A 12,222-nucleotide genomic window follows, 5' to 3' on the forward strand; every position below is an offset into this window, starting at 1 on the left:
CTAACGATCGACCAACTCGCCGCCCGGAAGGAACTGCCAGGTGCGGGTGATGTGCAGGATGTCGGGATCCTCGCGGGTTTTCGGCAGCGGCGCGAACGGTTCGGACAGCCGCACGATGCGCTGGGCCGCTTCGTCCAGCATGGGGATGTGGCTGGAACGGATGATCTTGATGCTCTCGACGCTGCCGTCGCGGCGCACGCCGACGCTGATCACCACCAACCCGCCGATATGGCGGCGGCGCGCCTCGTCCGGATAGTTCAGGTTGCCCACGCGTTCCACCCGGTCCACCCAGCCGCGCAGGTACTGCGCCCACGCATATTCCTTGGTGCTGGCGGACACGAACTTGCGCTTGGGGCGGCGGGCGTATTGCTCGGAGCGCAGTTCGATTTCGGCGGCCAGCCGCGCCATCTCGATGTCGTGGTCGATCTTCTCGCGCCCGCGCGGGGCGTTGGTGGCGTCGGCGTCGGGGCGGGTCAGCGGCTCGGGCAGCGCGGTCTCGCCGCGTGCGGAGGTGACGACGCTGTCGCGCGGCGGCGGGCTGGGTGCGGGCGACTGCACGTGCAGCGGACGCGGAGCCAGCCCGTCTTCCGGCTGCGGCAGAGGGCCGGCCTGCGGCGCGCTCGGGCGGCTGGACTTGTCGTGTTCGCCGCCGCCCTGGTTGTTGGCCTGGGCGAGGAAATCCGCCTGTGCCGGCGTCAGCGGGGTCTGGACGCGGGTCTGGATCACGTCGAGGGTGGGCACCAGCGGCGCCGCGTCCTCGAGGGTGAAGCCGATCCCGAAGATCACCATGGCGTGCACCAGCACGGACAGCACCATGGTTGCGCGCATCCGCTCGGCTTCGCCGATGCGCGGCGGCGGCGGGACGGCCGGGGCGGGCGTGCTGGACATCAATGGCTGGCCAGCGCTTCGATGCGGTCGAACAGGGCGCCGGCGATGTTCAGGCCGAACTGTCTGTCCAGTTCGCGGATGCAGGTCGGGCTGGTGACGTTGACTTCGGTGAGGTGGTCGCCGATCACGTCCAGGCCGACGAACAGCATCCCGCGCTCGCGCATCAGCGGGCCGACCTGTGCGGCGATCCAGCGGTCGCGTTCGGACAGCGGTCGGCCTTCGCCGCGGCCGCCGGCGGCGAGGTTGCCGCGGAACTCGTCGCCCTGCGGAATCCGCGCCAGGCAGTAGTCCACCGGTTCGCCGTCGACCAGCAGGATGCGCTTGTCGCCGGCGGCGATCTCCGGGAGGTAGCGTTGCGCGATCGCCAGATGCCGCCCGCCTTCGGTCAGGGTTTCCAGGATCACGTTGAGATTGGGATCGCCGGCATGGGTGCGGAAGATCGAGCGCCCGCCCATGCCATCCAGCGGCTTGAGGATCGCCTCGCCCAGCTCCTGCACGAAGCCCTTGAGCGCCTTGGCGTCGCGGCTGACCAGGGTGGGCGGGATGCATTGCGGGAACAGCAGTGCCGCCAGCTTCTCGTTGAAGTCGCGCAGGCCCTGCGGATCGTTCACCACGCGCGCGCCCTGGCGCTGGGCAAGGCCGAGGATCTGGGTGTCGTGCAGATAGGCGGCATCGACCGGAGGGTCGGTGCGCATCAGCACCACATGGCCCGGACCGAATTCCAGAGGGGTCCAATCGCCCAGCGTGAAGTGGTCGCCGTGGACGTCGCGCACGGCCAGCGGAGCGACGATGGCGACCGCGCGCGCGGCCCGCACGGACAGCCCGCCGGGGCGGACGTAATGCAGGCGGTGGCCGCGCAGCTGCGCTTCCAGAAGCATGGCGAAGGTGGAATCCTTGGCGGTCTTGATGGACTCGATCGGATCCATCACCACCACGACGTCGAGCGTGCTGGACTGCGGCATACAGGCTTCCGGGGCGGGGAAGGCGATGGTATCAGGCTGCGAACGGCTGCCGGTTTTGGCCATGCGGCGCTTGACAGTCAGGGCGGGTGCTGGAATATAGGTATTCCGCGACGCAACGGAGCGTTGGCGGCAGGCAATCGCCGAAGGGGACTACATGGCGCAGCAAGGCGACTCCGACTCCAGCCTCAAGGGCTTGAGGGTGATGATCATCGACGACTCGCGGACGATCCGTCGCACGGCGGAGACGCTGCTGTCGCGCGAAGGCTGCGACGTCGTCACCGCGACCGACGGCTTCGAGGCCCTGTCCAAGATCGCCGATCACACGCCGCAGATCATTTTCGTGGACATCATGATGCCCAGGCTCGACGGTTATCAGACCTGTGCCTTGATCAAGAACAACCAGACCTTCAAAAACGTGCCGGTCATCATGCTTTCGTCGAAAGATGGTTTGTTCGACAAGGCGCGAGGCCGTATTGTCGGGTCGGAGCAGTACCTCACCAAGCCGTTCACGCGGGAGGAGCTGCTCGGAGCGATCCGAACTTACGTGAACGCCTGACCAGGGGAAGGCAAACGTGGCACGCATCCTGTTGATCGAAGATTCTCCGACCGAGACCGCCGTGATGGTCCAGTTGCTCGAACGCAACGGCCATCAGGTGACGACCTCGGGCAGCGCCGAAGACGGGATCGAAGCCTGCCGTCGCGGCAAGCCCGACCTTGTGCTGATGGACGTGATCCTCCCGGGCATGAACGGCTTCCAGGCCACCCGGCTGTTATCGCGCGATGCCGAGACCAAGAACATCCCGGTGCTGATCGTGAGCACCAAGGGTCTGGACACGGACCGGGTCTGGGGCATGCGCCAGGGGGCGAAGGATTACATCGTCAAACCGCCGCGCGAGAGCGACCTGATCGCGCGCATCAATGCATTGATCGGACACTGACGCATGGCCAAGCGCGGCAAACAGAAGCAGAAGCAGAAGGGCAAACCAGCAACGGCGAGTCCTGTCGACGAGACCGTCCAGAGCGCCGCTTCCGCTGCAGACGCATCCACGGCCGCCGAAGCCGCTGCCGCCAGTACCGAAACAGGCAATGCCGTTGACGATGAGAATCCCGCACCGGTCGAAGCCGCAGCCGCTTCCGATAGGGCGGCTTCCGCGGACGACGCGCAGCCCGAGACGGCTGCCGACGAGGCGGAAACGGTGGCCGAGATCGAAGCCGGCTCGCCGGACATCGACACGCAGGCGCCGGAGTCGCATGCCTCGGAGTCGGCGCCGAAGCCGAAGCGCCCCCGCCGCATCCGCGCGCGCGACGCGCGCTCCCCGTTTCTGGTGCTGGCCGACTACGAACAGCGCAGTCTGGCGCACGTCGCCGGCCTGCCGGAACAGCTGGACGCCCCGGGCCTGTGGCGCGGCGTGGCCTACCGCATCGGTACGCGCCGGCTGGCCTCGGGTTTCGATGAAGTGCTTGAAATCCTGCCGATGCCGGCCGTCACCCATATTCCAGGCTCCACGCCCTGGATGCTGGGCGTGGCCAACATCCGCGGCACCCTGTTGCCGGTGATCGACCTCAAGCAGTTTCTCGAGGGCGAGCGCACCGTGCTGCAGGAAAAACAGCGGGTGCTGGTGGTTCACCAGCCCGGTGGCGACGTTGCCGTCACTATCGACGAGTTGTACGGGCAGCGCAGCTTCGTCGACGCCCAGAGCGTCGATGCGGCGGCGATTGCCGATGGCCGCTATGCTTACTTCGTCGAACACGCTTACCGCTACGGCGATCACGACTGGGGCGTCTTCAGCCTCAGCCGCCTCGCCCGTACCCCTGAATTCCGCCAAGCCGCCGCGTAATCCGCGGACTTACCTGCAAGCCGAGGTCTCAACATGAGCACGATGATGGATACCGCCGCCGGCAAGGGCCGCAATCTCAGCACCAACTTCTGGATCTGGATGCTGATCGGTTCGTTGGTCGTATTCGCCGGCAATACCCTGTACGCCACGACCAAGGCCGCACGCCTCGGTGGCGCCAGTACCTCGGCATCCCGGCTGCAGCTGAATTCGCAGCGCATGGCCAACCAGAGCCGCGAGGCGATCGACGGCAACGCGCAGGCGTTCGAATCGTTTAAGGCCACCCGTCAGGAAATCGACGAGGACATCAAGACCCTGAACGACCGCTTCGGCGACACCACCGGCGTCGCCGGCCAGATCCGCACGGTGACGGCGACCTGGTCGCCGCTGGCCAAGCGCGCCGACGAAGTGCAGGCTTCGCAGTCGGCGGTGCTGGCGCTGGCGGGCCACGCCGACAGCTTCACGGCGAAGGTGCCGCAGCTGCAGGCGCAGCTGAGCGAGGCGGTGCGCGGGTTGGCGTCCGGCGGCGCGACGTCGGCGCAGCTGTTCACGGCGCTGAACGAGGTGGTGACCTCGGCATCGATGGCTCGCCGCATCGCCGAGTTGCGCGCAGGTGGCGAGGGTGCACAGGTCGCCGCCGATGCGCTCGGCCGCGACGCAGCGGTGTTCGAACGCCAGCTCAGCGCGCTGCGCGAAGGCGGCGGCGACATCGCGAAGGTGACGGCCGCCGGCGCGCTGGCGCCGCTCAACCAGGCCGCTGCGCTGTGGCTGGGCATGAAGAAGGATCTGGACGCCATCGTCGGCGATTCCGGCAAGCTGATCGGCGCCCAGACCTCGGTCGCCGCGCTGGCGTCCGGCTCCGACAAGCTGCTGAAGGACAGCGAGAGCCTGTTCGCGGCCTTCACCTCGTTCGGCTCGCTGAAGGACACCAGCATCATCGGCGGCGTCTGGGTCAGCATCCTGTCGGGTGTCGTGGCGCTGTTCTCGATCGTCGGCCTGCTCTGGGCCCTGGGCCGCGCGCAGCGCGTCCGCTACCAGACCACCAAGGAACTGAACGACCGCAACCAGGAGGCGATCATGCGCCTGCTGGACGAAATGGGATCGCTCGCGGAAGGCGATCTGACCGTGAAGGCGACCGTGACCGAGGACATGACCGGCGCAATTGCCGATTCGATCAACTTCGCGGTCGAGCAGCTGCGTACCCTGGTGGCCACTATCAACGACACCTCGGTGCAGGTGGCGGCCAGCGCACAGGAAACCCAGGCCACCGCCATGCATCTGGCCGACGCTGCCGAGCACCAGGCACAGGAAATCAACTCCGCCACCGACCGCATCAACGAAATCGCCACCAGCATTAATCAGGTGTCGCGCAACTCCGCCGACTCCGCCGAGGTGGCGCGGCGCTCGGTGCAGATCGCGACCAACGGTGCCGGCGTGGTGCGCCAGACGATCGCGGGCATGGACAGCATCCGCGACCAGATCCAGGAAACCTCGAAGCGCATCAAGCGCCTCGGCGAATCCTCGCAGGAAATCGGCTCGATCGTGGAACTGATCAACGACATTTCCGAACAGACCAACATTCTCGCGCTGAACGCGGCCATCCAGGCGGCCTCAGCCGGCGAGGCGGGCCGCGGGTTCGCGGTGGTGGCGGACGAAGTGCAGCGCCTCGCGGAACGTTCCTCGAACGCGACCAAGCGCATCGAATCGCTGGTGCAGACCATTCAGGCCGATACCAACGAAGCGGTGAGTTCGATGGAACAGACGACCTCGGAAGTGGTCGCCGGTGCGCGCCTGGCCGAGGACGCGGGTACCGCGCTGGGCGAGATCGAAAAGGTGTCGTCCGACCTCTCCGGGCTGATTGAAGGCATCTCGGTGGCGGCGCAGGAGCAGTCTTCGGCGGCCACCAACATCACCCAGGCGATGAACACGATTCAGGCTATTACCGCGCAGACCTCGCAAGGTGCCAGCCAGACCGCAGAGTCGATCGGAAACCTGGCCCAGCTCGCGTCCGACCTGCGCCGTTCGGTCGCCGACTTCAAGCTGCCTGCCTGATCCCGGAGTGCGCAGGGATCACGGTATGAACAGCATCCTCCAGGCCAGCCCCGCGGAGCGGGACCCTAACGGAGCCTCGACATGACGACGGCACTGCGGGACGCCATCGACCAAACCGCGCTCGGCTGGGTGAAGCCGGAAATCGACGAGACCCTGCGGCAGACGCGGATCGATCTGGAAACCTTCGCCGACGCGCCGGATGACGCCTCGCCGATGAATTCCTGCATCACCGGGTTGCATCAGGTGTCGGGCACCCTGCAGATGCTGGAATTGCAGGCGCCGGCGCTGGTCGCCGGGGAAATGGAGCAAGTCGCCGTGGCCCTGCTCGGCGGGGCGGTGCAGCAGCGCGACGAAGCGCTGGCGGTGCTGATGCGCGGCATGGTGCAACTGCCGGATTACCTCGAACGTCTGCAGGGCGGTCATCGCGACATTCCGATCGTGCTGCTGCCGCTGATCAACGAACTGCGTGCGGCGCGCGGCGCCGAGGCGATGGCGCAGGAAGACCTGCCCGCGCTGGTGGTCGCGCCGACCGAAGCCGAACTCGAGCACGCCCGCGGCAGCCTTGCAGGCCGCAATCGCGCCCTGCTCGACACGGTGTCGGCGGCAATCAAGGAAGATCTGCTGCGGGTGAAGGACGCGCTGGATCTGTTCCTGCGCGGCACCCGCGAGAACGTGGGCGACCTGACGCCCCAGGCCGAGGCGCTGGATCGCATCGGCGATACTCTGGGCATGATCGGGCTCGATGCCGCGCGCGCGACGGTGCATGAACAGCGCCAGATCGTCCAGGACATCGCCTCCGGCGCACGGCCTTCGAGCGAAAGCGATCTGATCGAGGTTGCCGGCGCGCTGATCACCATCGAACATTCCCTCGACGACCAGGTGGCTGATCTGGGTGGCGCCGGGGCGGGCAATGCCGACGAAGACCAGCTGGCGCAGGAATCGCGCAAGGTCATGGGCGTGCTGTCGCGTGCGGCTGCGGCCAATTTCTCCGATGTGCGCGGCGCCTTCGTCGCCTTCATCGAAACCAACTGGGACCATTCCGCGCTGAAGAAAGTCCCGGACATGCTGACCGAGGTCAGCGGCGCGATGCGCATCCTGGAACTGCCGGAACCTGCAGGCTATCTGGATGCGCTGCGGGCCTACGCGGAGCGCGAACTGATCGCCCGCAAGCGGGTGCCCAATGGCGTCCAGCTCGATACCCTGGCCGACGCGCTGTCGGGCATGGAGTATTTCCTGGAGTCGCTGCGCGACCCGCGCGATACCCGCACCGACCTGCTCGGGAAAGTGCGCACCAGCCTCGAAGCCCTGAGCTACTGGCCGATTCCGGAAGCGGAAGATCTGCCCGAGGCGGGAACGGCGGCGGAAACCGCGGAGCAAACCGAAGAACCCGTGTCCGAGACGCCTGCGGTGCCCTCGACGGATGCGCCCGTGGAAGCCGAAACCGAAGCGGCGGCGCCGGAAGCTGCGGACGTAGCCACGGTTGCGCTTGCGCAAGGGGGCTCCGGCATCGATGCCGGCTTCATCACCGCGGGCGAGGAAATCGACGACGAGATCCGCGAAATCTTCATCGAGGAGTTCCAGGAAGAACTGGGCAATCTCGAGCAGTTGTTGCCGCCGTGGCGGCTGCAGCCGGACGACATCGAACTGCTGCGTCCGATCCGGCGCGTGTTCCATACACTCAAGGGCAGCGGACGGCTGGTCGGCGCGAAGGTGCTGGGCGAGTTCAGCTGGCACGTCGAGAACATGCTCAATCGCGTGCTCGACGGCACCCGGCCGGCCAGCTATGCGGTCGTGGCCTACATCGGCGAAGTCAACGGCGTGCTGCCCAAGCTGCATGCGGCGCTGCGCGGCGAGCCGGGTTTCGACGTGGATATCCCGACCTTCGAGGCCGTTGCCGATCGTCTGGCCGCAGGCGAGGACGTGATGTTGCAGGCGGCTGCGGCGGCGGCCGAGACCGCGCCGGAAGCTGCGACCGAACCGGTTGTGGAAGAGCCGGTTTCCGCGGAAGCGGACACGGCGGCAGCGCCTGCCGAAACCGTCGCGGTGGCCGTCGATCCGGTCCTGCTCGAAATCCTTGGATCGGAAGTCGGTGGTCACCTCGAAACGATCGATGCGTGGCTGGCCGAAGCCCGTGCGGGCGATGCGCGGCCGACCGATGCGCTGGTGCGCGCCATCCACACGCTCAACGGCGCCTTCGCGATGACCGAAGTCCCGTCCGTCACCGAGTTCACGGCCCCGGCGGAGGGCTACGTGCGCCGGCTCATCGCTGCGCAGGCGGCACCGGATGCGGACGGCATCGCCGCCATCGGCGAGATGGCCGATGCGGTGCGTGCCTCCACGGCGGCGCTGCAGGAAACGCCTGATCGGGTTCCGCTGTTCGCCACCCTGGGCGAGCGGATGTCGGCGCTGCGCGACGCGCTGCCGGAACCGAGCGTCCCGTTCATCGACCAGGCCGCGGCCGAAGCGCAGCGCGAAGCCGAAGAACAGGCGGCTGCGGAAGAAGCCGCGCGTCAGGAAGTCGAACGCGCCGCTGCCGAGCAGGCCGAAGCCGAACGCATTGCGGCGGAACAGGCGGCTGCGGAAGAAGCGGCGCGTCAGGAAGCGGAACGCGCGGCGGCCGAACAGGCCGAAGCCGAACGCGCAGCGGCGGAGCAGGCGGCTGCGGAAGAAGCGGCTGCGGAAGAAGCGGCGCGTCAGGAAGCAGAACGGACGGCAGCGGAACAGGCCGAGGCCGAACGCGCGGCGACCGAACAGGCCGAAGCGGAACGCCTTGCGGCCGAGCAGGCGGAAGCCGAACGCGCAGCGGCGGAGGAAGCCGAGCGTCTGGAAGCCGAGCGCGTGGCTGCGGAACAGGCCGAGGCGGAGCGCCTCGCGGCCGAGCAGGCGGAAGCCGAGCGCGCAGCGGCGGAGGAAGCCGAGCGTCTGGAAGCCGAGCGCGTGGCAGCGGAACAGGCCGAGGCGGAGCGCCTTGCGGCCGAACAGGCGGAAGCCGAGCGCGCAGCGGCGGAGGAAGCCGCGCGTCTGGAAGCCGAGCGGCAGGAAGTCGAACGGATTGCCGCAGCGCGTGCCGAAGCCGAACGCGCCGAAGCCGAACGTCTTGCCAGCGAACGTCGGGAAGCGCAGCGCCGCGAAGCCGAACGCCGTGCGGCCGAAGCCGCCGCCGTCGCCAAGGCCCGCGAAGATGCCGCGCTGGCATCGCTGCTGGCGACCGCGACCGCAGCGGAAGATCCGGATGCGCCGCTCGATACCAGCGATCTGGATGTCGAGTTGATCGACATCTTCGTCGAGGAAGGCAACGACCTGCTCGATCACTCCGACGGGCTGCTGGCGCAGTTGCGGGACGCCCCGGACGACAACGAACTGATCGTGGGACTGCAGCGCGATCTGCACACGTTCAAGGGTGGCGCGCGCATGGCCGGCATGATGCCGGTCGGCGAACTTGGCCACGCAATGGAATCCCTGCTGGAGGCCGTCGCGGTTCAGCGCGCCGAACTTGGGGGCGACGGCGTGCGGCTGCTGGAACGCGGCTTCGACCGCTTGCGCGACATGGTGACCCGCGTCGCGGCGCGGCGTGCGGTCGGCATGCCGGCGATGCTGATCGAGGAAATCGTCGCCCGTTCGGAAAATCGGGCTTACGAAGCGCCGGCCGCCGCCGAGTCCGCGCAGAAGCCCGAGGCGGTCGAGCCCGCTGCGGAAGCCGCAGAGACCGCGGAGCCCGCCGGGGAAGCGGCTTCGACAACGGGCGATCAGACAGAGACGGCCACCGAAGCCGCCGAACAGGCGTCGGAAGGGCTGCCGCCGTCGAAAGACGTCCAGGTGCCGGCAAAGGTGGCTGCGCTCAAGCCGCTGTCGGCGCCGATCAACGAGCATGCGTTCGCCGGCGACGACGACGCCTCGGTGCGTGCGCCGCAGGAGCAGGTCCGCATCCGCGCCGACCTGCTCGACCGGTTGGTGAACTACGCCGGCGAAGTCGCGATCTATCGTGCGCGCCTTGAGCAGCAGCTCGCGGCGTTCCGCGCGACGGCGCAGGAAATGGAGCGCACCAACATCCGTCTGCGCGACCAGCTGCGCCGCCTCGATTCCGAGACCGAAGCGCAGATCATGGCGCGCTACCAGCGCCAGAACGACGCCGGCGACGAATCCTTCGATCCGCTGGAACTGGACCGTTTCAGCACGCTGCAGCAGCTGTCCCGCGGTCTGGCCGAATCGGCCGCCGACTTGCAGAGCCTGCACGATTCGATGGACGACCTCACCCGTCAGTACGAGACCTTGCTGACGCAGCAGTCCAGGGTGAGCTCGGATCTGCAGGAAGGCCTCATGCGCACGCGCATGCTGCCGCTGGATTCGCTGCTGCCTCGCCTGCGCCGGGTCGTGCGCCAGGCGGCGGGCGAAACCGGCAAGCAGGCCGTGCTCAAGGTCGACGGGGCGCAGGGCGAACTCGACCGCAGCGTGCTGGAGCGCATGACCGCGCCGCTGGAGCACATGCTGCGCAACTCCGTGGCCCACGGGCTGGAGGCGCCCGACCGGCGCGCGCAGGCCGGCAAGTCGCTGGAAGGTGCGATCCGGATCGCGGTGCGCAACGAAGGGTCGGAAGTGGTGCTGGAGGTCGGCGACGACGGCGCCGGCCTCGACCGCGACGCCATCCGCCGCCGCGCAACCGAACGTGGCCTGATCCAGCCCGACGCGGTTCTGACCGACGCCGAACTCGATCGGATGATCTTCGAGCCGGGCTTCTCGACCGCCGAATCGGTCAGCCGACTCGCCGGCCGCGGCGTCGGCATGGACGTGGTGGCGAGCGAAGTGCGCCAGCTCGGCGGCTCGATCGAAATCCACTCCAAGCGGGGCGAGGGCACCAACTTCGTCCTGCGCCTGCCGCAGACCCTGGCCGTCACCCAGGCGGTGTTCGTCAAGATCGGCGACACCGAATACGCGGTGCCGATCGCATCGGTGCGCGGCGTCGGCCGCATCCCGCGCGAGGATCTGGCCAAGCCGGATGCGGTGTACCGCTATGGCGGCGAGGACTATGCCCTGCACGATCTCGGCGCTCTGGTCGGTGCGCCGACGGCGAAGGCCGAAGGCCAGATCCAGATGCCGCTGCTGCTGATCGGCTCCGGCGACCTGCGCGCCGCGGTGGCCATCGACCAGGTGGTGGGCAGCCGCGAAATCGTGGTCAAGGACGGCGGCCCGCAGCTGGCTTCGCTGCCCGGCGTGTTCGGCGCGACCATCATGGGCGACGGCCGCGTGGTCGTCATCCTCGACATCGCCCCGATGGTGCGCCGCTACGCGACGATGGCGCACGCCGAGGTTCCGGTCGAAGCGGTTCCGGCCGAGGAACAGCGTCGGGTGCCGCTGGTGATGGTGGTGGACGACTCGGTGACGATGCGCAAGGTCAGCGGGCGCGTGCTGGAACGGCATGGCTTCGAAGTCGCGACCGCGAAGGACGGCCTCGACGCGCTCGAGCACCTGGTCGATCTGGTGCCGGATCTGATGCTGCTCGACATCGAAATGCCGCGCATGGACGGTTACGAGCTGGCGACGGCGATGAAGGGCGATCCGCGCCTGCGCAACGTGCCGATCATCATGATCACCTCGCGGACCGGCGACAAGCACCGCCAGCGCGCGATCGACATCGGCGTCGAACGCTACCTCGGCAAGCCCTACCAGGAGGCCGAGCTGATGCGCAACGTGTTCGAGCTGCTCAAGCTGGAGCGCGTGGGCGACGGTAGCCTGCAATGACAGGCCGGAAGGTGGTCGTGCTGGCGAAAGCCGGCGCCGCCTGCGACCGCACCGTTGCGGCGGTGCGGCAGTCGGGGGCCGAACTGGTGGCCACCCTGGATCCGGCGACAGCGACCGAAGCCGAGGTGCGCTCCAGCGCGCCCGAGGCGCTGCTGGTCGTGCTGGACGCCTCGACCGAGGCGGCGCTGGGCAAGTTCGACGACCTGTTCGCTGATCCGGCGCTGGAAGTGCTGTTCGACGATGCCGATGTCGCCGCCAAGCGCACCGGCTGGGAGGAAGCCCGCTGGGCGCGCCATCTCAAGGCCAAGCTGTCCGGCAGCGGAAACGTGTTGCCGGATCTGGTGGAGAAAGCCGAAGGCATCGGCTTCGACGCGGAGATGCGCGCGCTGTCGCTGGCCGTTGCAGGCTTGCCCAGCGAACCGATGCCGCCGAGGCACGCGCCCAAACTTGCCGATGGCGGGGTCGTGATCGTCGCCGGCGTCGGCGGCCCCGATGCGGTGCGTCAACTGCTGGGCGAGTTGCCTGCCGGGTTCCCGCGCGCGGTGTTGCTGCGGCAGCGGATCGAGGGCGCCCAGTACGATCGTCTGGCCCGCCAGATGCAGCGGGCGACGTCGATGCAGGTCGTGCTGGCGCAACCCGGCGATGCACTGCAGCGCGGTGCCGTGCACGTGCTGCCCGATGGCGTGGACGTCGAAGCCGGGGAATCCGGACTGGTCTTCGCCTCGACCAGCGGCGAGCCGCGTTTTGCC

8 protein-coding genes are annotated in these 12,222 nt (G+C 68.2%); 6 read left to right on the forward strand and 2 right to left on the reverse strand.

The genetic code is table 11. The features are described from left to right. Both Q0X16_RS03415 and gshB read right to left on the reverse strand, forming a co-directional pair. Positions 1–888: an energy transducer TonB gene (locus Q0X16_RS03415; protein WP_297830649.1), complete on the reverse strand. Its 888-nt coding sequence runs from the start codon at positions 886–888 to the stop codon at positions 1–3. Further along, complete coding sequence (gshB, locus tag Q0X16_RS03420) at positions 888–1,850, reverse strand: glutathione synthase (RefSeq protein ID WP_297830651.1); 963 nt, start codon at positions 1,848–1,850, stop codon at positions 888–890. Before gshB ends, Q0X16_RS03415 begins: the two co-directional genes overlap by 1 nt. Before the next feature lie 154 nt (positions 1,851–2,004). Here gshB and pilG point away from each other — a divergent pair, with 154 nt between their 5' ends. The 6 genes from pilG to Q0X16_RS03450 form a co-directional block, all read left to right on the forward strand. Beyond that, complete coding sequence (gene pilG, locus Q0X16_RS03425) at positions 2,005–2,406, forward strand: twitching motility response regulator PilG (RefSeq protein ID WP_297830653.1); 402 nt, start codon at positions 2,005–2,007, stop codon at positions 2,404–2,406. A 16-nt stretch (positions 2,407–2,422) separates the two neighbouring features. After that, complete coding sequence (locus tag Q0X16_RS03430) at positions 2,423–2,788, forward strand: response regulator (RefSeq protein ID WP_297830655.1); 366 nt, start codon at positions 2,423–2,425, stop codon at positions 2,786–2,788. Between the two features lie 354 nt (positions 2,789–3,142). Continuing rightward, positions 3,143–3,688, forward strand: coding sequence for a chemotaxis protein CheW (locus Q0X16_RS03435; RefSeq protein WP_297830666.1), 546 nt, complete (start codon positions 3,143–3,145; stop codon positions 3,686–3,688). Between the two features lie 33 nt (positions 3,689–3,721). After that, on the forward strand, positions 3,722–5,737 hold the full coding sequence (locus tag Q0X16_RS03440; RefSeq protein ID WP_297830656.1) for a methyl-accepting chemotaxis protein: 2,016 nt from the start codon (positions 3,722–3,724) through the stop codon (positions 5,735–5,737). Between the two features lie 81 nt (positions 5,738–5,818). Next, the gene (locus Q0X16_RS03445; protein WP_297830658.1) at positions 5,819–11,473 is read left to right on the forward strand and encodes an Hpt domain-containing protein; all 5,655 of its coding nucleotides are present in this window, start codon (positions 5,819–5,821) and stop codon (positions 11,471–11,473) included. Further along, the coding region (locus Q0X16_RS03450) for a chemotaxis protein CheB (RefSeq protein WP_297830660.1) at positions 11,470–12,222 on the forward strand (753 nt) is incomplete at its 3' end. The genes Q0X16_RS03445 and Q0X16_RS03450, both read left to right, overlap by 4 nt.

Origin of the sequence: Thermomonas sp. (assembly GCF_025993755.1) — a bacterium.
Taxonomy (GTDB): Bacteria; Pseudomonadota; Gammaproteobacteria; order Xanthomonadales; family Xanthomonadaceae; genus Thermomonas.

Excerpts from the sequence above, each read along its gene's own strand:
- Q0X16_RS03415 (WP_297830649.1), bottom strand. The coding sequence starts at position 888 with ATGTCCAGCACGCCCGCCCCGGCCGTCCCGCCGCCGCCGCGCATCGGC.
- gshB (WP_297830651.1), bottom strand. The coding sequence starts at position 1,850 with ATGCCGCAGTCCAGCACGCTCGACGTCGTGGTGGTGATGGATCCGATC.
- pilG (WP_297830653.1), top strand. The coding sequence starts at position 2,005 with ATGGCGCAGCAAGGCGACTCCGACTCCAGCCTCAAGGGCTTGAGGGTG.
- Q0X16_RS03440 (WP_297830656.1), top strand. The coding sequence starts at position 3,722 with ATGAGCACGATGATGGATACCGCCGCCGGCAAGGGCCGCAATCTCAGC.
- Q0X16_RS03445 (WP_297830658.1), top strand. The coding sequence starts at position 5,819 with ATGACGACGGCACTGCGGGACGCCATCGACCAAACCGCGCTCGGCTGG.